This is a genomic window from Streptomyces cadmiisoli (genome assembly GCF_003261055.1).
Classification (GTDB): domain Bacteria; phylum Actinomycetota; class Actinomycetes; order Streptomycetales; family Streptomycetaceae; genus Streptomyces; species Streptomyces cadmiisoli.
Map to the genome: position 1 here is coordinate 607,462 of NZ_CP030073.1, position 19,326 is coordinate 626,787.

The 19,326-nt window shown below is 69.0% G+C and carries 19 protein-coding genes; 10 read left to right on the forward strand and 9 right to left on the reverse strand.

Annotated features, from left to right (window positions below; genetic code table 11):
• Positions 1-58: 58 nt before the first annotated feature.
• Entirely contained in the window at positions 59-3,616 is a 3,558-nt protein-coding gene (locus DN051_RS02560; RefSeq protein ID WP_246040868.1) for a S8 family serine peptidase, read from the reverse strand.
• A gap of 597 nt (positions 3,617-4,213) precedes the next feature.
• Here DN051_RS02560 and DN051_RS02565 point away from each other — a divergent pair.
• Both DN051_RS02565 and DN051_RS02570 read left to right on the forward strand, forming a co-directional pair.
• The gene (locus DN051_RS02565; protein WP_112437833.1) at positions 4,214-4,759 is read left to right on the forward strand and encodes an RNA polymerase sigma factor; all 546 of its coding nucleotides are present in this window, start codon (positions 4,214-4,216) and stop codon (positions 4,757-4,759) included.
• The gene (locus DN051_RS02570) at positions 4,752-5,249 is read left to right on the forward strand and encodes a transmembrane transport protein (protein ID WP_112437834.1); all 498 of its coding nucleotides are present in this window, start codon (positions 4,752-4,754) and stop codon (positions 5,247-5,249) included. Before DN051_RS02565 ends, DN051_RS02570 begins: the two co-directional genes overlap by 8 nt.
• Before the next feature lie 124 nt (positions 5,250-5,373).
• Here the strand turns inward: DN051_RS02570 and DN051_RS02575 are convergent, their stop codons facing one another.
• The 3 genes from DN051_RS02575 to DN051_RS02585 are packed head-to-tail and all read right to left on the reverse strand — an operon-like array spanning position 5,374 to position 6,964.
• Positions 5,374-6,129 (reverse strand): hypothetical protein, encoded by a 756-nt coding sequence (locus DN051_RS02575; protein WP_246040870.1) that lies wholly within the window; start codon positions 6,127-6,129, stop codon positions 5,374-5,376.
• Complete coding sequence (locus DN051_RS02580; protein ID WP_112437836.1) at positions 6,126-6,548, reverse strand: DUF6415 family natural product biosynthesis protein; 423 nt, start codon at positions 6,546-6,548, stop codon at positions 6,126-6,128. Before DN051_RS02580 ends, DN051_RS02575 begins: the two co-directional genes overlap by 4 nt.
• Positions 6,548-6,964 carry an ATP-binding protein gene (locus DN051_RS02585; protein ID WP_112437837.1) on the reverse strand — a complete coding sequence of 139 codons (417 nt, stop codon included), beginning with the start codon at positions 6,962-6,964 and terminating at the stop codon, positions 6,548-6,550. The genes DN051_RS02580 and DN051_RS02585 overlap by 1 nt, the downstream gene beginning before the upstream one ends.
• A gap of 427 nt (positions 6,965-7,391) precedes the next feature.
• Between DN051_RS02585 and DN051_RS02590 the strand changes: the two genes are divergently transcribed.
• The gene (locus DN051_RS02590; RefSeq protein WP_484420472.1) at positions 7,392-8,636 is read left to right on the forward strand and encodes an NsdA family TPR-like regulatory protein; all 1,245 of its coding nucleotides are present in this window, start codon (positions 7,392-7,394) and stop codon (positions 8,634-8,636) included.
• Positions 8,633-9,181 carry a GNAT family N-acetyltransferase gene (locus DN051_RS02595; RefSeq protein ID WP_112437839.1) on the forward strand — a complete coding sequence of 183 codons (549 nt, stop codon included), beginning with the start codon at positions 8,633-8,635 and terminating at the stop codon, positions 9,179-9,181. The genes DN051_RS02590 and DN051_RS02595 overlap by 4 nt, the downstream gene beginning before the upstream one ends.
• 42 nt (positions 9,182-9,223) lie before the next feature.
• Here the strand turns inward: DN051_RS02595 and DN051_RS02600 are convergent, their stop codons facing one another.
• From DN051_RS02600 to DN051_RS02620, 5 genes are all read right to left on the reverse strand, one after another.
• Positions 9,224-10,081, reverse strand: coding sequence for an aldo/keto reductase (locus tag DN051_RS02600; RefSeq protein ID WP_112437840.1), 858 nt, complete (start codon positions 10,079-10,081; stop codon positions 9,224-9,226).
• Between the two features lie 327 nt (positions 10,082-10,408).
• Entirely contained in the window at positions 10,409-11,173 is a 765-nt protein-coding gene (locus tag DN051_RS02605; protein ID WP_053758983.1) for an SAM-dependent methyltransferase, read from the reverse strand.
• Between the two features lie 114 nt (positions 11,174-11,287).
• Positions 11,288-11,632, reverse strand: coding sequence for a hypothetical protein (locus tag DN051_RS02610; RefSeq protein ID WP_053758957.1), 345 nt, complete (start codon positions 11,630-11,632; stop codon positions 11,288-11,290).
• 237 nt (positions 11,633-11,869) lie between these two features.
• Positions 11,870-12,256: a hypothetical protein gene (locus DN051_RS02615; protein ID WP_112437841.1), complete on the reverse strand. Its 387-nt coding sequence runs from the start codon at positions 12,254-12,256 to the stop codon at positions 11,870-11,872.
• A gap of 383 nt (positions 12,257-12,639) precedes the next feature.
• Complete coding sequence (locus DN051_RS02620) at positions 12,640-13,161, reverse strand: DUF2690 domain-containing protein (RefSeq protein WP_053758959.1); 522 nt, start codon at positions 13,159-13,161, stop codon at positions 12,640-12,642.
• A gap of 120 nt (positions 13,162-13,281) precedes the next feature.
• Here DN051_RS02620 and DN051_RS02625 point away from each other — a divergent pair, with 120 nt between their 5' ends.
• From DN051_RS02625 to DN051_RS02650, 6 genes are all read left to right on the forward strand, one after another.
• Positions 13,282-14,343, forward strand: a complete 1,062-nt coding sequence (locus tag DN051_RS02625) for a winged helix-turn-helix domain-containing protein (RefSeq protein WP_246040871.1) — start codon at positions 13,282-13,284, stop codon at positions 14,341-14,343.
• A gap of 91 nt (positions 14,344-14,434) precedes the next feature.
• Positions 14,435-14,560, forward strand: a complete 126-nt coding sequence (locus DN051_RS47215; protein ID WP_281289054.1) for a hypothetical protein — start codon at positions 14,435-14,437, stop codon at positions 14,558-14,560.
• Positions 14,561-15,167: 607 nt separating this feature from the next.
• Complete coding sequence (locus DN051_RS02635) at positions 15,168-16,148, forward strand: GNAT family N-acetyltransferase (protein ID WP_112437842.1); 981 nt, start codon at positions 15,168-15,170, stop codon at positions 16,146-16,148.
• On the forward strand, positions 16,145-17,482 hold the full coding sequence (locus DN051_RS02640; RefSeq protein ID WP_199314860.1) for an ABC transporter substrate-binding protein: 1,338 nt from the start codon (positions 16,145-16,147) through the stop codon (positions 17,480-17,482). The genes DN051_RS02635 and DN051_RS02640 overlap by 4 nt, the downstream gene beginning before the upstream one ends.
• Positions 17,476-18,438, forward strand: a complete 963-nt coding sequence (locus DN051_RS02645; RefSeq protein ID WP_112437843.1) for a carbohydrate ABC transporter permease — start codon at positions 17,476-17,478, stop codon at positions 18,436-18,438. The genes DN051_RS02640 and DN051_RS02645 overlap by 7 nt, the downstream gene beginning before the upstream one ends.
• Positions 18,435-19,304, forward strand: coding sequence for a carbohydrate ABC transporter permease (locus DN051_RS02650; RefSeq protein ID WP_112437844.1), 870 nt, complete (start codon positions 18,435-18,437; stop codon positions 19,302-19,304). The genes DN051_RS02645 and DN051_RS02650 overlap by 4 nt, the downstream gene beginning before the upstream one ends.
• Positions 19,305-19,326 lie beyond the last annotated feature (22 nt).

Sequence of the window (19,326 nt, forward strand, 5' to 3'; positions counted from 1 at the left end):
TTCCACCTCTAGGCAGGATCCGTGCGAAGTCGGACCTCGAATCGCCCGATCACCGGGATCATCCGAGACCGAAGGCGCGGATGACGGTCTGGGTGACGCCACCGCCGTTGCGCTGCTTGGCGGTGACGCGTATGGAGGCATGGACCGCGTGTCGCGGGGCGTCGAGTGACGCGTGCCAGGTGCTCTTCTTCTCCTTGAGGTTCTGACGCTGCCAGGTCGCGCCGTCGTCGTAGGAGATGTCCAGCCGGAGTGAGGTGGGCGCGTCCTGTGCGGCGTCGCTGCCGACCACGACGGGCGTGATGGCGAGGTCCGTTCTCCGCTGCGCCCGTCCCTCGGCGTCCAGCTCCGTGGCGTAGTCGAGCTGGACCAGCGGGATGGCCTGCACGCCTTCCGCGGCGCCGGAGGTGAAGCTCCACTCCGTGCGGGTGGTGGTGGAGTAGGGCGTCAGGTCGCTGTCACCCTTGGTGTCGACCACCAGACGGTAGGGAAGCCGTTCGGGTGCCAGTTCACCCGCGCCGATCGTGGGCCAGCCCTCGGCCTTGGCCAGTTGCCGGTCACCTTGGTAGAGCGAGATCGCCTGGTACATGCCCGCGCCGCCGCTGTGGGCGGATCCCGCGTCGCCGAACCCCTGGACGTAGGCGCTCATGGCGCTCTCTCCGCGGTACGGAATGTCGCTGCTGATCAGGCGTGGGCGGGTGATGGGCCCGAACCAGCGGTCCTTGTGCACACTGCCCGGCCGGTAGGTCAGCTGGTCCGTGTTCGAGGAACCCCAGCCCTCCAGTGCGGCACTCTGCTGCCAGGTGACGCCGTCTCCCGCCGTCACCCAGTCGGTGCGGTGTCCGGGGGCGGCGACGTCGGCGGGGAGCGAGTTGGGCGACCCACCCTTGTACGGCGGGTAGTCGTACGACGGCAGGTCGAGCCGCGTTTCGGTGACCTGTCTGCCGCCGGGCGGCGTGAACTCCTGGTCGATCCTGGCCAGGTCGCGCGGATCGGTTGTCGCCGAGGGGTCCTGGGGCACTCCCCCGACGTGGTAGTCGGCCAGGTCGTACAGGTACCGCGGGGCCGGGTGCGACTCGACCTCGAGGCGGATCCGGTTCCCGGCGGCGGCGGTGATCTCCTCGATCAGGTCATCACCCTGGTCCCTGGTCGTCGAGGCGACGGGGATCCGCCCGGCCGACACGCCGTCGGGGTCGCCGTACCAGTCGCTGCCGCGGCCGGCCCCGTCGTTGACCACCAGGAGCATCGCCGCTCCGGCGGCATGTGCCGCCTTCGCCCGGTCGGTGGGTGCGACGGCGTCACTGCGACGGACCACCACGGCCTTGCCGCGGGCGGACAGCCCGCGGTACTCGGCCGGTGAACCGGTACCGGCGAAGACGGCCTCCGGGCGGGAGGTCCCTTCGGGCATCGGCCGGGAGCCGGGCTGCACGAGGGCGTCGTCGAGGCGCAGGTCGCGGTGGGCGATCCGCAGCGGTGGCTGTTCGGCGCGGATCCTGGTGGCGAAGACGAAACTGCCCTTCTTCACCTTCTCCTCGGTCGGCAGTGCCCACAGGCTGTCGTAGGCCGAGGAGGGCCGGATCCGCTCCCGCAGGGCGTTCCCGTCGCTGGGCGTGGGAGTGCTCGACGTGAAGGAGCGGTAGAGGTCGATCCGGGCGTGCGCGACGGTGCTCGGCCGATGCGTCGCCACCTTCACCTGCCGTGCGCGCGAGGCGTCGAACTCGACCGTCCGGTCGGTGGTGAGGTCGACCTCGGGCGCGGTGAGCACCGCGAGCCCGAGGGAGTGGGGGCCGTGGACGCCTCGCACGTCCAGCAGCGAGACGAGTGTGTACGACCCGGGTGCCCAACGGCTGGTCAGCTTGCCGTCCGGGATCCACAGGTAGGTGGAGCGTCCGTCGGCGCTCCTGATCTCGACCTCACCGCTCACGGGCCGGCCGGAGCGGTCCTTGAGGTGGATGGTGAGGGCGTACTTCTCGGATTCGACGGAGACTCCCACGGCCGTGTGCACGGCCCCGGTCGCGTGGCGGGCCGTGACCTGGGCGGCGTACTGGCCCGCCGCGAGGTCTTGCGGGTTCACCACGACCTCCGCGGCCGAAGTGCCGTGCGCGGGCACCGTGATCTGTCGTGCGGCTGTCGTGAACGTCTGCGCCGGCGAGTCGCCGTGGTCGACGGTGAGGTCCAGCACGACGGGCTGGTCGGTGGTGTTGGTGTAGGTGATCTTCCGCTTGATCGGCTGCGGTCGGGTTCCGGGCGACCACGGTACGAGCCCGGCGTCCACCGAGCCGGTCGCGATGATCCTGTCGTGGCGGTAGGCGGCGCCCACGTCCAGCCGGCCGGCGCCCGCCTGGTAAGGGCTGTGATCGGGGGTGGGCGCGCTCGTGCTCATCAGCGCGTCCTTGATCTGCCGCGCGCTCCACTGCGGGTGCTTCTGGGCCAGCAGGGCGGCCGCACCGGCGACGTGCGGCGTCGCCATGGAGGTGCCGCTGTCCGGGCGGTAGTAGCCCTCGCCCCAGGGCATGTGCTGCGAGCGCGCCGCCAGGACGTCCACGCCCGGCGCGGTCAAGTCGGGCTTGAGTCCGTCGTCGTTCAGGCGCGGGCCGGCACTGGAGAACTCGGCGAGGCGGTCGGATCCGTCCACGGCCCCGACGGTGAGCGCCGCATCCGCGGTACCCGGCGCCGCGAGGGTGGTGGGACCGGGGCCGTCGTTGCCCGCGGCGACGACGAAGAGGGCGCCCGTCTCCGCGGTCAGTCGGTTCACGGCCTGACTGATCGGGTCGTCCTGGGTGTGCCAGCCGCTCACGCCCAGGCTCATGCTGATGACTTTGGCGTGTTCGGTGCGCGCGGCCCACTCCATGCCGGCGATGATGCCCGACACCGTCCCGCTCCCGGAGTCGCCGAGGACCTTGCCGACGACCAGGTCGGCGTCCGGGGCGACTCCTCGTTCCTTGCCGTCGGAGGCCGCTCCCGTTCCGGCGACGGTGGAAGCGGTGTGGGTGCCGTGCCCGTTGCGGTCGACAACGTCATCGCCGGGGACGAAACTGCGGGACGCGACGATGCGGTTCACCAGGTCGGGGTGGGTGGTGTCCGCCCCGGTGTCCAGGACGGCCACGCGGACCCCCGTGCCCGTGCCTCCGGCGGCCCAGGCGGTGGGGGCGCCGACCTGGGCGGTGGTGTGGGCCAGGGTCGCCTCGGCCTTGCTGTCGAGCCAGACCTTGTCGACGCCGGCGGCGAATCGCGGCGCGGGGCGTGCGTCCGATGTGCCTGCGGTCCGGCCGCCTGCCGATGCGGCGTTGCCGTCGGCGGCGGTGCCGATGAGGGCGGACCAGAACGCCGCGGCCTTCGGCCGGCTGGCCCGGACGGCCTCGCCGTCGACGGAGGGAAGCCTGAGGGTGGTCCGGGCCCCGGGCAGTACGGCGGAGAGCTCCGTTGCACCACCTCGGGCGGAGGCCCCTTCGGCACGTGTGACGATCAGCGGGAGGGCGCGGGTGTGCGCGTCGTCGTACCCCTGCGCCAGCAGTTGTGTGACGTTGAACAGCTGCTTGTCGAGTCGGCCGGTGGCGATGTAGGGCACCGCCTCGTCGGGGTACACATATGTGTCTCCGCCCTCGGTCGTGATACGCACCGAGCCTTTGGCTCCCGGTGGACGTTCCACATCCACCATGGGAGCTGTTCGCGCGGGTCCCTGATCGACCGTCACCTTGTCACCGGTGACCAGCGTGACCGTGACGGGATCACGTGGGACGCCGCCGGACTCGACCGGGATGGCCGTGGCCGGCTGGGAAGAGGCAGCAGCGGGCGCCGTCGCGGGGGTGACCAGGGCGGCGACAAGGGCTGCGGCGACCGACACTGCAGATCTTCGAGTGGAAGATATTCGCACATCGTCTCCAGAGTTGATGATCGGCCAGATCCGATCACCCTGGAGAAGCGCTGTAAAGTACTTGATTGCGCAAGTCATTGAATGTAGGGTCCGCCTGATCGGCCCGCGCCCGGGACAGGCGATGCGGCGACGGCAACTGCTCGGTGGATCTCGATCACCTTGCGCCGTGGGGTGACGATGTCCGGCCGATGCTCGTCGGCGGCGGTCAAGAAGCCGCGGACCTGGACCAGGCCACTTGCACGCGATACGCGGCAGCCCCGGTCGGTCACCCGGGTCGTGTGAACCTTTCTGCCTCGAATGCCGACTGTCTCGGTGATACATGGCGCGAGGCAGGGAGGTGCGGTGAGCGGCGACGGGCGATGCGAAGGGCTGCTGGTGGTGCGCTGCCAGTTGGGGGAACGCGCAGCGTTCCAGGAGCTGGTGCAGATCTGGCACGCCCCGCTGTGGCGCTACGTGCGGGGCATGGTCGGCTCGCCGCACCTCGCGGACGATCTCGCTCAGGACGCATGGGTCGCCGTGGTACGCGGACTGACGCGCCTGCGACAGCCGGAGCGGTTCGCCCCGTGGCTGTTCACCATCGCTCGGCGCACGGTCGCCGACCATCTGCGGCAGGCGTACCAGGCTTCAGTGACCTCCGTGCAGGAGGCGGACGCCGTCGTGGACGACCCTCTCAGCGGCGTGCTGACCACGATGCAGGTGGAAGCCGGCCTCAACGGGCTGCCACCTCTCGAACGTGAAGTGCTGATCCTGTTCCACCTGGAGGATCTGTCTCTGGCCACCTGCGCGGAAGTGCTCGGCGTACCGCCCGGCACGGTCAAGAGCCGGCTGCACCGCGCGCGCCACATGTTGCGAAGCGTTCTCGCGGAGAGGGGATACGGGCATGAGTGAGCAGAACCCCGCGGCACATCGGGATGTGCCCGACGAACTCGAGCGGGCACTGGCGGCGGAGGTCTCGCTGGGCGCCCGGCTGCGCCATGTGGCCGTGGGACTGGCGGGAGGGTGTACGGCGGCACTGATCGCGGTGCTGTGGGCCACCGAGCCGCATCCCCTTCCCACGCGCACCCAGGCCGCCTTCGCCGGACTGATCGCCATCGGGCTGGCCTGGGCCGCCGTCGCCGGCTGGGTGCTGACCAGACGCCGACCGCTGTTCGCCCGGGACCGGGTCCTGGGGGCCCGGCTCGCGCTCGTGGCCGCGGTGGTGACCGGCGTGGCCGGGACCGCACTGACCGCGGCACGCGCTTCCACGGCCGAGGCACTGGCCACCGCCCTGGCCGGGCTCACGCTCGTCGCGGCAGCAGGACTCCTCCTCGTCCGGGCGAACTCCCGCCGTCGCGAGCTGCTGCGGCTGCGGGACGCTCTGCGGCGGGAAGCCTCCTGAGTCCCCGAATGCATCCGTCCGGAATTGCCGGCTCAGCAAGGAGAGGCCACGAGCAACGAAGTCACCCCGGTCGACCCACGGACCCTTGCCCTACGCATCCGCGGCGCAGGCAAAGGCCGCGATGCTACGGCGTGGCGGTACCGCCGGACACGGTCTGTGCGCGGCCCGCGGCCAGCTCCCGCCGCAACTCCCCCATACCCAGGACGCGGAAGACGCTGAGTCGGCGGATGAGCTGGGAAGCGAGCACGGTCGCCAAGTCGGGGTGGTGAAAGGGCAGTACGTGGTCCGGCCGCTCGACGACGTGCACTTCCTTCCGCGCGTCGAGGCCGTAGATCGCCCCGTGAACGCCGTACAAGGGGGCACTCCGGGCAAGGAAGACCATCGGGTCCTGCTGCAGGTGCGGGCAGAGCGCGGCGGCAGCGCGGGCGTGCTTGACGCATACAGGGGGCTGATTGGTGTAGATCGTGGTCTGTGTGGGGTCCTGGTCCTGCGGACCGGCCAGGAAGACGCACCCCGCAGGGGTTCGGGCCGGTTCCGCACAGACCTGGCAGCGCAGGCCCAGCATCGTGAGCATCTGCCGATACGGGTGCATGAGCTTCCACTGCGGGACACCCGTCGGCATATGGCGGTCGTCCACCGGGTTGAACGCACACCGTGCCCACAGCACACCACGCAGCGGCCGGTCCCTGGGGTCCTCGTCCAGGTAGTACAACCGCGGACCCGCGGAGTGCGGCACGATCGTGAGGTTGTCCGGGGCGGCTTCCTCTCCTTGCCGCTGGGTGACGAAGGGGACCATGCCGGGTTCGGTGGAGGCGCGTGACAAACCGTTGTTCTCTTTCGAATCTCCGGGCGGGCTGTAGGGCAGCGGAGGGACGATCACGCCGCCTCCCTGAGGCACTTGACTGCCACGAGCCGTTCATGCAGCTCGCTGAGCGTCCAGCCCATCCGCCGCAGGTGGCCGACGGCCTTCCAGCGGTCGCCCGGCACCTCGGCAGTACGCAGCACGCGGGCCTGCCGGATGAGCTGTGCCGCCGTGATGTCCTCCTCGGCCCCGGCAGCGACGGCGATGTTCACGAGCTGCATGAGGTGACCGCGAAGCCGTCGGGCGAACTCCTCGATGTGTTCCTCGTTCGGTACGACGTCATCCAGCACAGCCCCGATGTCGTCGAGCAGCGCGTCTCCGTCGAACGGGGTCCAGCGCCGAATCTTCGTCAGGACGCGGTCCAGCTCGGCACCTTGGAGGGGCGGCGACCACTGCGGGGTATGACGCGTAGACCCCGCCAGGGTTGCCGGGGACATCACGAGTCCTCCCGGGACGGTAAGCGAAGGCTGCACCAAACCTCAGTGCCGTCCTCGTTGGTGCCCCAGGTGCCGCGGTTCGCGGCTGCGAGACAGTCGACGATCAGAAGGCCGCGACCACGCTCGGCGTCACCAGCGGCGTCCTGGACGATCGGCTGGCCGGGCATGCAATCAAGCACGGCAAGGCGCAGGAAACCGTCGCGGACCGTCATGGTGAAGGTGACACGTACGCCCCCACTGTGCTGAATCGCGTTGGTGACCAGCTCCGAGACAATGAGCGTGGCGTCGTCGACAAGGCGATCCAGACCGCGGAAGCACAGCAGCGCGGCCGTCGCCCGTCGGGCCATCCGCACACGGCGCGCGCCCCTTTCAGCGACGCCATCACGCGCCCGAGGCCCGGAGATCTCGAAGGACATGCTCGCCAGGACTTCAGCCGAGTGCGCGCACTCGGTCGGTTGATGGATGTCCGATGTACGTTCCGCCAAATCGAAGGTTGACGAAGCGGATTCGCCGGCACCTAAGGCACTTCGACGAGTGCACCCCGATGCTGAGAGATGGGCAGTTGTCATAGTCGTTTACCTCGCGCTCGCGGTCGGTTCGGCGCTCCGTCCGACCCTCCGCTGCAGACGGGGAGTGGACAGAGCCGACGACGGCCTCCCGTACGAGAAGCGGTTGGCCGCTGTATAGACAACTCCCCCGTACAACTTGCTGGTTAGGGCGATGCGGCCCGCATCCGACGCGACGACCTAGGGCGATTTGACGTTTGCTTTACCTCACGCTTGGACGGCAGGAGGCTACGGTGCGTATATGAACACCACGCGCAACGAAGCTCTTGAAGCGTGGATGGACGAGCACGGATACAGCTCCAACAGTCTGGCTGAAGCCGTGAACGGGGCAGTTGAGCGACTGACCGGAAGGCTTGGCGGGCTGGACGGCTCGTCGGTCCGGGACTGGAAGGCGGGCCGAGTCCGATGGCCCAAATCGGCGACCCGCAGGGCTCTTGAAGAAGTCACCGGCTTACACGCAACCGCCTTGGGGTTCAAACCACGGGACCGGGCTCCATCCAACCCAGCCGCACCGCAGGAGGACCCCGACATGAAGCGCCGCACCCTCGTCGGCGGCATCGCTGTCGCAGTCGCAGCAGCAGCTCCCGGCCCAGCAGCACCCCGCCGAATCGGTATGAGCGACGTCGACCGCCTGCAGCGGCGCTTCGCTGAGATCGTTGCAAGCGACCACCGTTACGGTGGTCAGCTCGGTATCGAGCAGCGAGCTGCCGCGCTGGCCGACGAAGCGCTGAACCTTCAGAACGCCGGCAGCGCGACCCAACGTGTGCGCAGCAACCTCTACGCCTGCGCTGCTTCCTTTCGTTCGTCCGCGATGTGGGCGGCGATCGACGGCCGCCGCTACGGCGACGCGCAGGCACACATGCGCGAGGCGCAAGCGCTCGCCGAAATGTCGGGCGAGCAGGCAATCAAATTCCGCATCTGGAGCCACGCTGGGTCCATGTTCAGGCACATCGGCCGCCCGGCCGATGCCCTCGCCGCAAACGACGTCGCGCGCACACTGCACATCACGCGGCGTGACCCAATGTTCGCGTCCCTCGGCCTGGCCCGGCAGGCAGCCATTCACGGTGCGGCGCATGACCGCACCGGCACCCGCCGCGCATACGATCAAGCGCAGGACGCCATGCAACGTGCGAACCCGGACGACTACCGGCCAGTGTGGCTACTCGCCTTCTACGATCAGGCCGAGCTGGATCAACTCGCGCTCTCCGCCTATCTCGCCCTCGGTGACTACCCGACTGCCGAGTTCCACGCCCACCGCTGTTTGTCCGCCCTGCGGCCCCACATGCGCCGGTCCCAAGCCATCACCACCACTCGCCTCGCGCACGCCCAGCTGGCCCAGGGCGACATCGAAGCGGCCACGGCCACTGCGATGAAGGTCCCCTCCGACGCCGCCACCCAGCACCCCCGTGTATCCCGCCTCTTGCAAGAATTCGGGGCTGCGCTGCGCGCGAAGGCGTCGGACAGCTCCGCTGTGGAGACCTGGACCGCGCACACCCACGACGCCTGGAGGGCGGCCACATGACCACGGCACCCACGACCGACCTGCGTACCTTCACCGATCTGGAACCAATCCGCGGCGACGTGATCAATGTGTACGCCGACGTGCGTACTCCGCTGCTGCACCTGCCGAACTATGCGATCACCGCTTTCGGTGAACGTCTGGACCGGCACGGCGCCGAACCCGGTTTCGTCGTCGTCCTTGCCTACGCCGACGGTCATCCGGTCGGCTACGCCTACGGCAACCGCATCGAGCACGGCGACCGGTACTGGCAGCGCACCGCCCCAGAACCAGCGGAGCAGTACACCAACCGTCCGGCCGCAGCTCTGAAGGAGATCGGCGTACGGCCTGCTTGGCGGAAAACGGGAACCGCCCGGCGCATGCACGACGCTTTCCTGGCCACGCGCGACGAGTCGTACGCAACGCTCATGGTCAACCCAGCAGCCGGTGACGGGAAAGTGCACGCCCTCTATCGAACGTGGGGATACGAAGACATCGGGCACAGCCAGCCGTCACCGGCCTCACCCGTGCTCGCCGTGATGATCCGCGCCATATCTCGCCCGGCATGAGCCGGTCCCGGCGCTGAATCCGTTGAGCGGGCGTAATACGGATCAGACAGCCCCGGCCAGCGTTTCGAAGGCCTCGTCGTCCAGCTGGATGGCTGCCGCGCCGACGTTGTCCTCCAGATGCGCCACGCTCGACGTACCCGGGATCGGAAGCATGACCGGCGAGCGCTTGAGAAGCCAGGCGAGGGCGAGCTGGGACGGGGAGGCGCCGTACTGCTGGGACAACGCTACGAGCGGGCCCTCCGGACCGGCGAGCTCACCCGTGGCCAACGGGAACCAGGGGATGAAGCCGATGCCCTGCTCGGTGGAGTAGTCCAGCAGGTCCTCGGCCGTGCGGTTGGCTACGTTGTACAGGTTCTGCACCGTGACGATGTCGGCGATGCGCGCCGCGGCCTTCACTTGGTCGACAACGACCTCGCTGAGACCGATGTAGCGGATCTTGCCCTCTTCCTGAAGCTTCTTCAGCTCGCCGATCTGATCCTCCAGCGGCACGGTGGGGTCGATACGGTGCAACTGGAAGAGATCGATACGGTCGACGCCGAGGTGGCGCAGGCTGAGCTCGGCCTGCTGTCGCAGATACTCCGGCCTTCCCAGGGGGATCCACTGGTCCGGCCCCTGCCGGGTGAACCCGGCCTTGGTCGCAATGACCAGGTGGTCGGGGTAGGGGTGCAGAGCCCGTTTGATCAGGAGCTCGGCGACGAATGGACCGTAGGAGTCGGCAGTGTCGATGAAGTTCACACCCAAGTCGACCGCACGGCGCAGGACCCGGACCGCCTCTTCGGGATCCTTCGGTTCGCCCCACACACCAGGGCCGGTCAGTTGCATCGAGCCGAAACCGAGACGGGTGAGCGTCAGATTACCCAGCGGGAAGGTGCCGCTCGCGCCGGCCGGAGTGTTGTTCATGTTTCCTCCCGAACCGAACAGTAGGCCCAGTCTATTTCTCCTTCTCCGGATAGGCGCGGCAACCCATATCAGGCGCCCTTGAGCCATGGCTGGACCGGCGATCACAAGCTCGGTGCAGCCCGCACGGATCCTGCCGGTGAGCGTGGTGGTCTACGCCCTTGATAGGGAGAAGCCATCAATAGTCTTCAGCAACAAGACGCAGTCCCTGCTGTTCGGTATTCTATGTCGCCGCAACTTCCGTCGGCCCTGTCCAGGTCGCTCTGGCAACCAGTTCCTGCCCCGGATCACGATCGGAAGAGGCAAAGCTGCTGACAAAGCGCAGCCTCCTCAGTTCTTGCGGGCGGTGACCAGAGCGAAGGAGAGAAGCTCCCCGCCATCGGCGGTGAGCATGTCGATGACCGGCCCGTTCATGCGCCCGCCGTCGGGCTGATGCGCGGCCCCCGCCCGGGCCCACAGCAGCCAATCCCGCCAGGCGTCTTTCTGCAGCCTCGCGGACGTGACGTCCACCAGCTCCGTTATCTCCCATTGAAAGCGCCACCACTCCGCTGTGTGCCAGGCGATCGCCTCCCAGCCGACCACCTCTTTGATATGGGGCGGAATGACCCCGAGCTCGCGGATCTCACGCTTCATGGCAGGCGTGGCCATGCCCAACTGCCCGCCAGGACGGAGAAAGCGCACCAGGTACGGCAGATAGCTGTCCGCCGTTCCGAAGTACTCGAACGCGTCGACGCTCACGATGGCGTCGAAGCTCTCCTCCTCGAACGGCAAGGCGTGCGCCTCCGCTCGCACGGCCTCCACCTCATGGCTCACACCCGCGTCGGCGAAGACGGCTGCCGCCTCCTCGGGTGCGGTCCACAAATCGGCCGCGACGACCCGGACGCCGAATTCGCGGGCCAGGAACACCGACGTGGCGCCCTTGCCGGAACCGAGGTCGAGAATGCGCATTCCTGGTCGTAGGTCAAGGTCTTGCGCGAGGTCCTCCAGCAGCCACAACGGATTCGGCCCCATGTCGAGGTCGAGCAACCAGGCGGGGTCGTAGCGGGAAGAACGCGGATAGCGGTCCGGACGTACGAGATCGCTCAAGGCAGTCATGAGCACGAACCCAAGCCGATCGCCCACGTCGGCACAACCCGATTACGGGTCACCGCCCTCGTCCGCGGCCCTTCGGCCCCGGGGACGGTCGAGTCTCCGGGGCCTGTCGGCGCGTCAGCTGAAGATGACCGACCGCACCTTCAGCCGCTCAGACCCGCCGCCCGTCTGCGGGCGCAGGGTGAAGGAGTCGCCCTCACAGTTCGGCTCGGTGAAGACCAATGCCCAGGCGTCCGTGCGGTTCTTCGGTGAATGGCCGGGCTGGGGGTTCTCCTGGCCGACGCCGGGAAGATTCAGGCACTGGCCGCTGGGCGGGTTGTTGAGAAAGCCGCTGGCCTCGCTGCCCTCCACGGTCACGTAGTCGTAGCGGAACTGGCCTGACGCGGCTGATGCGGACGTAGGGACGGCGGCGAGGAGCAAGGCGGCACCGAGAACGGCGGTGAAGGCGGAGCAACGACGCATCGATCGGTCTTTCTGCTGGTGGGAAGGTTGCCGCGGCCATTTCTGCCCGCTGAGCGGGTCCGCATCCGCGCATCACACGAACGGATGGCGCGGAAACGACCCTGCACCCCCCGAACGGCGTCATGACCCGCCCGTACGCCTCGCCGCACCATCGCGTCAGGTCCGACGTGACCTCAGCGCCCTCACCTGCAAGAGGCAGGCAATCGCATATCCCCGGGAAACCGAGACCTGACGCAATCAGAAGCGGCCCTCGACCGATGCATACAGCCTGTCCACACTGCGCCGGGTGCCGTCACCCCCGCCCATGAAGTTCGTACGGGGATTCAGACGGAACGTGCTGCCGTCCGCACGGCGAACGCGAACGTACGTATTGCCGGTGTACATGCCCTGCATGTGCAACTCTCTGGGCCTGTCTCCGAGCGCCACCTCGTCGAGCGGATCGGCCCACAGGAGCCCTTTGTCCCGAACCGACCAATAGGCGCTCTTGACCAGGAGTACCCGGCGTTCGGTCACCCCGAGGACCGCGCGGCGCCACCCGGCGCCGAGGTACACGGAGAGCGCCACCTTGACTGTCTCTTTGCGCAGGTACGGGTGCAGGACCCGCTTCAGCTCGGACTCGCTCATGACGACCCTCCGTCGGTGGTGCGCACGTACCTGGCACAGTGCCGCGCCTGAGTGCACACCCTCACCGTCGTGCGTACTACGACGGGCAACGGTCGCGAGACACCTCCAGCAAATTACCGGACTCACCCGTGGCCCGCACCACCTTCGCATCATCCCTCAAGGGCAACTCGGGTCCACAGTAGGTGAGTTGGAGACCGGGTGTATCGGGGTCAGGGTGCGTGCGCGCGCACAAACACGACAGCAGGGCCTCCCGGAACTGCTCGGTTCGGTTCGCACCTCCGAGCTGCCAAGGGGCCCTGCCGTCATGCCGCGAACCGTGGAACATCATCCGACCTGGATCCCTGCTCGATCCCCCCGGTCCAAGGTCGGTTCAACAGGGCTTCTCAGTAGCTGGCGGTCTGCCCGCTGTACTGATAGCCGGGGCTCGTGTCGCAGTGGGCCTTGACGTACGCCGTCACGCCCGCGTCATACACGGTGTTCGACCACACGGTGGCGTTCGTGGCCCCGAACGCGGGCTTGCGCGAGTACTCCTGGCCGTCCGAGTTGCGGTGCACGGTGACGGTGCAGCCGCCCTGGTCGGCGTCGGTACCCCAAGCGCCGGTCAGGCGTCCCCACACGGTCCGGCAGCTCGAGCTGTAGCGGAGCTCGAGCAACGGACCGTTCAAGGCGCCGTCGTAGCTGCGCTTCAGGCGCGTGGAGTAGATCGTCTGCCCGTCGTTGCCGCACGACGCGGCGAGGACATCGGGGTCCTTGTTGTCGCAGTTGGACGAAGTCCCGGTCTGCCCGGAGTACCAGGAGCAGGTGGCGGCCGCCTGGGCGGGTGTCGCCAGACCGACCCATGCGACACCTGTCACCGCCGTCATGGTCAGCGCGCTCAGCAACGCCTTGACACGCAGTCGCTCCACGGAAATCCCCCTTCTGTCATCGTCCGCGAATGCGGAACGCGGCTATCTTGTCAGCCGGCCCCGGCGGGCCCCAGACTCTGCGAGCAGGCTCGAAGTGTGCAGGCCACGAGGGGGAATTCATTGCTCCGGATCCACTTCACCGAGGTCGATCTGGCCCGGACGCGCCTGGCGTCCCGCCCCGACCCGCTGTGGGAGATCGCATCGAGCCTGCATCGCTTCCAGACCCGCCGCGGCAAGTGGGCGTACTCCGCCTGGTACCGGTCCGCGGCGCACCGGCTGACCGAGTCCGGCCTCGCGCCCACGGTGAAGTCCCTGCTCCTCCCCGCCTTCCCGCGCGCGGCGTACTACCCCGATTTCCTGACACCCCCGGAGTCCCAGGAAGGACTGTCGGCCGGCCTCGAGGCGATCCTGGCGACACCCCGGGACCGCGTGCTCCGCGAGGTGGCCATGGTCGCCGACGCCGCGCACCACCCCTGGCTGCCGCGCCTCGCCGAGCCGGAGCAGCGCAGGATGCTGGCCGACGCCCTGCGGGCGTACCACGAGACGGCCATAAAGCCGTACGAGGAGAAGATGCAGGCCCGCATCGACGCCGACCGGGCCGTACGGGCCCGCGCCTTCCTCGACGGCGGCGCCGAGGGCCTGCTGTCCAGCTTCGCGCCGCGCATGAACTGGCGGCCCCCGGTGCTGGAGGTGGAGCACCACATGGTGGGCGGGGACCTGCATCTGAACGGCCGGGGCCTTGTCCTCCTGCCGTGCTACTTCATCTGGCACAGCCCGGTGACCTTTGCGGACCCCGGCCTCCCCCCGGTGCTCGTTTACCCTCTGCTCCACAAGGCTCCGCCCGACGCGGCGGACGGCGGCGGGCAACCCGCGCTCGACACGCTGCTCGGACGCACACGGACGGCGGTCCTGCTCGCGTCCGCGCACGGCGCGACCTCGACCGAGGCCGCCAGAGCGGCGGGGGTGTCGCCGACCACCGCCAGCTTCCACACCCGCGCCCTGCGCGACGCGGGGCTCATCGCGAGCGAGCGCGTGGCCGCCCACGTGCTGCACACGCTCACCCCGCTGGGGGCGGCGCTGCTGCGCGAGGCGGGACGGGGCCCCCGGCCTGATCCGGTCGCCACTGCGCTCGCCCCCGCGGACGCCGGCGGCGGCACCGCTCGGATGGCGCCCCACCCCTAAGGGCTACCGCCGCGCCCCTCGACCCGCGCCGGGGCGTCTGCCACGTCACCGGATCGACAACGCCCACAGCTTCGAGGATGCGGGCGCAGCGGTGGTCGATGAGCAATCCGCGCTGGTCCACGGCCTGGTCGGAGGTGCTCCGGCCCTCCTCACCCGCGCCGCGCTGCCCGATCGCCAGGGCAGGATCCAGGCCGACATCGACACGACCCGTCGATGACTAATTGCGCAACTAAAGGACATACCAGTAGATTTCTTGCCGCAGCTTCGAGATGTCACTGGCAGACGGGGCAAAGGATGAGGGCGAACGACCGAGTCGCGGTGACAACCGGGATCGCACCACTGCGTTCCTCGCCCGGACTCGCCGGACCCGCCCGGCCCGGCCGAACCACCCCGGTGACCAACCGCACCGGAGCTCTGCCAGACCTGTGCCCGTCCGCACTCGCGCTGCTCGACGCTGTGGGGGTCCGTTCCTTCGCGGCGTGCCGTCGACGCGGACGACGATCCGCTGGGGATGCCGACCGGCCGCCGACTCGGCGTCGGCGTGCCGCCATACCCCTGAAGCCTGCTGTCGCACCACGTGACCTGCTGCTGTTCCCCTGACGGAAGCGGCTGCTGAGGCAGACCGACCGCCGCCACGGACACCCTGGGCCGAGCCCCGAGGCTCCCCGCCGAGCAGCCGGGAGCGGACCGCCGCAACGCCCGCGCGCCCTCATGAACCCGAGCCTGGTCGCCGTGGCGCAGCGCGTCCCACACCAGTTCGCGGCAGCTCCGCAGGTCAGGCTCGACACCGTCCCTGACCGGTGCATGGAAGGACAACCCCGCCGATGACCGATCGCACAACGACATCACGGACCGACATCCGTGGCTTTCGCGCCGGCGACGGACCGCAGGTGGTGGAGGTGTGGCGGCGCAGTGCGCCGGCCGACTCCGTCTCCGCGGACCGCTTCCGCTCCCTGGTGCTGCTCGACACCAACTTCGATCCGGAGGGTCTTCGGGTCGCCGTCGACGGAGACCGTGTCGTCGGCGCGGCCTACGCGGTGCGCCGTCTGACGCCGATGACCGGCACCGACCTGGAGCCCGAGCAGGGCTGGATCCCGTTCTTCTTCGTGGACCCGGACGCCCGCGGGCGCGGCCTCGGCCGCCGACTGCTGGCCGATGCCCTCGCCTGGCTGCACGGCCACGGCCGCACCCAGGTGGACTTCTCCTCGTACACCCCGAACTACGTCCTGCCCGGCCTGGACGCCGAGACCTACCCGGAAGCGGCCCGGCTCCTGGAATCCCTGGGTTTTCGCACGCTGTACGAGGCGGAGGCGATGGACCGCGGTCTGGTGGGCTATCGCTTCCCGGAGGAGGTCGCACGCCGCGTGGAGGAACTGACGGCGCGGGGCTACCGGTTCGGCACCCCGTCCGACGACGACCTGGTGGATCTGTTCGCCCTCGCCGGGAGCCACTTCGGTCCGGACTGGGCGTGCACCATCCGGGCGTGTCTGGCCGCGGGCACACCGCTCGACCGGATCGTCGTGGTCCGGGACCCGGCGGGCCGCATGATCGGCTGGGCGATGCACGGCGCGTTCGACGCGGTGGACGAGCGGTTCGGCCCGATCGGCGTACTGGAGGAGATGCGCGGCACCGGACTCGGCGAGGTCCTCCTGCACCTGGTCCTGGAGAGGATGCGGGCCCGCCGGGCGCACTCCGCGTGGTTCCTGTGGACCGGCGCGCAGTCCCCGGCAGGCCACATGTACCGCAAGACCGGCTTCACCACGACCCGCGTCTTCCGCGTGATGCGCCGGACGGCCGCTCGATGACGCCGGCCCGCCGCACCAGCGGACTGAGCCGGCGTCACTTCGCGCTTGCGCTTCCCTCGGCACTGCTCGCTTCCGGGTGCGCCTCGCACCAGGGCACCGGGCGGCCCGGGGACCCGATCGTCCTCACTCTGCTCTCCCACTACGCGAGCGGAGTGCTCAAGGAGGCCCTGCAAGGCCCGGTCGACGAGTGGAACGCCGACCACGACCGGGTCAAAGTGCAGACCAAGGCCGTGGAGTTCACGGACCTGCTGACCACGTTCATGGTGCGACAGGCCGCGGGCCAGGGCGCCGACATCCTCCACCCGTACTGCCTGTGGAACGGCCAACTGGTCCAGGCCGGCGTCCTGCGGCCCGCTCCGCGCGAGCACGCCGAGGAGATCACACGCGGCTACAGCAAGGCCTCGGTCGACGCCGCCTCGGTGGGCGGCCAGGTCTACGGCTACCCGACCGAGGTGCAGACGTACGCCCTCTACTACAACAAGCGGCTGCTGCGCGAAGCCGGCATCGGCGGCCCGCCACGCACCTGGCGGGAGCTGGAGGAGACCGCCTACCGCACCGCCAAACGTGACCGGTACGGCAACACCCTGGTCCAGGGGTTCGGGCTGTCGACCGCTGACGACTCCACCACCGTCGGCCAGACACTCGCCCTGCTCAACGCCGCCGGCGGCAGGTTCGTCGCCGAGAACGGCAGGAGCACCGCCATCGACTCGCCGGCCGGACGGGCTGTGTTCGATCTGGAGCACCGCCTCGTCGTCAGAGGTGCGAGCGCTCCCGGTGTCAATGTCTACAAGGCGTTCCGGTCCGGACAGGTGGCCATGGTGGTCAGCGCCGGCTGGTGGACCGGGAGCCTGAAGGCCCTGATGGGCAAGGACTACCGCGACGTCGGTGTCGCCCCGCTGCCCCTCCCGGAGGCGGACGGCGAACGCGCGACGCTGTCCACGGGTTTCATGCTGGGAGTCAACACGGCGAGCAAGCACCCACGCGCGGCCTGGGAGTTCCTGCGCTGGCTCAACACCGAGAAAGTGAAGGTCAAGAGCGCCGGGGAGGGTGGGAAAGCGACCCGGATGAGCTCTCTGCAGGTGTCGGTCGGCTCCCTGACCGGCCGCGCCGACGACATGCGCGGGCTCCTGGGCACGCACAGTGATGCGAACCTGCGCCCCTTCCTGGACGCGCTCGCGTATTCGGTGCCGGAACCGAATGTGCCCGGCGCGCAGCAGGCCAAATCGCTGCTGCGCAAGAACATCGAGGCGCTGTGGACCGGTCAGCAGTCGGTCGACCAGGCATTGCGCACCACCCGCCGTCAGGTCGATCGAGAGGTGTCGCGCTCATGGTGAACACACTGACGCCGGCGACGACCGAGCGGGCGGCGCCCAGCACGCGCTCTGCCGGGCCCGTCGTCGACGGCCGCGCCCGGGTCCGGCGCCGCCAAGCCGTCGTCGCCTATCTCTTCCTCGCGCCGACGCTGCTGTTCTTCGCCGTCTTCCTGATCCTGCCGCTCGGTTTCGCGCTGCTGCTGTCGATGTCCCGCTGGGCCGGGTTCGACCTCGGTGGCATCCAACCGGTCGGAACGGACAACTTCGCGAGCCTCTTCGCGGACGGCTCGACGTTCCTGGCGCCGATCCTCACCAATACGCTGCTGTTCGCCCTGGGCACCGTGGTCCTCGCGCTCGCCGGCTCCGTGGTTGTCGCCACCTGCATCGACAACCTGCGGTTCCAGGGTCTGTGGCGCACCCTGTACTTCCTGCCGATCGTGACGACCGTGGTCGCCGTCGGCAATGTGTGGAAGTTCATGTACGAGCCGGGCGGCCTCGTCAACGGTGTGCTCAACACCCTCGGGCTCGGCTCGGTGGCCTTTCTCCAGGACCCGGACACCGCGCTGCCCTCGGTCGTGGTCGTCCACGCCTGGGGCTCGGTCGGCTCGGCCGTCCTCGTACTGACCGCCGGGCTGAAGTCCATCCCCGAGTCGTACTACGAGGCGGCAGCACTCGACGGCGCCGGGCCGGTCGCGGTCTTCTGGAAGATCACGCTGCCGTTGCTGCGGCCGTCCCTGCTGCTGGTGTGCATCACCCAGTTCATCAGCGGCCTGCAGTCGTTCGCGCTGATCACCGTGATGACCAAGGGCGGGCCGGGTGACGCGACCAACGTGGCGGCCCTGGAGATGTACCGGCAGGCCTTCCTGTACGGCCAATGGGGCCCGGCGAGCGCCGCCGCCTTCGTACTCTTCGTGGTGGTCCTCGTGGTCACGCTGGCGCAGTTGTGGATCTTCCGGCGCAAGGAGGAGGACGTATGATCCGCCGCCGTTTCCCGTGGGTGTCGTATCTGGTGGTCGTGACCGGCGCCGTGCTCACCGTGGTGCCGTTCCTCGACATGGTGATGACATCGTTCAAGGGGGCCGGTGAGGCCGGCACGCTGCCGTACCGGTTCCTGCCCGACGCGTTCGACCTGTCGAACTACCGGGCGGCGATCGACCAGCTCGATCTGCCTGTGCTCTTCCGCAACAGCGTCATCGCGACCGCCGTGATCACCGCGTCGGTGCTGGTCACGTCGTCACTCGCCGGCTACGCACTCGCCAAACTCCGGTTCCCCGGGCGGGACTTCATTTTCCGGCTCGTGCTGTCGACGATGATGTTCCCCCCGTTCCTCTTCTTCATCCCGCACTTCCTGATCCTGGTGCACTGGCCTCTTGCGGGCGGCAACGACCTGTTCGGGCGCGGAGGCGCGGGCCTGACCGTCAGCATCGCGGCGCTCGCCATGCCGTTTCTCGTCAACGGCTTCGGCATCTTCCTGATGCGCCAGTTCATGGTCTCGATCCCGGACGAGGTCCTGGAGGCCGCGCGCATCGACGGTGCCGGCGAGTTCGGCGTGTGGTGGCGGATCGTCCTGCCGCAGACCAGGCCGGTCGTGCTGACACTCGGTCTGCTGACCTTCGTCCACGCGTGGAACGAGTACATCTGGGCGCTGCTCATCTCGACCGCCAACCCGGATGTGATGACCCTGCCCGTCGGCATCCAGTTCCTGCAGGACTTCGTGGACCCGACCCGCACGATGCCGATCGTCATGGCCGGTCTCGTCCTGAGCATCCTGCCGGTCCTGATCCTCTTCCTGCTGCTGCAGAAGTACTACATCCGCGGCGTGATGCTCAGCGGCCTCAAGTAGGGAGCGTCGGCACGCACTCCCC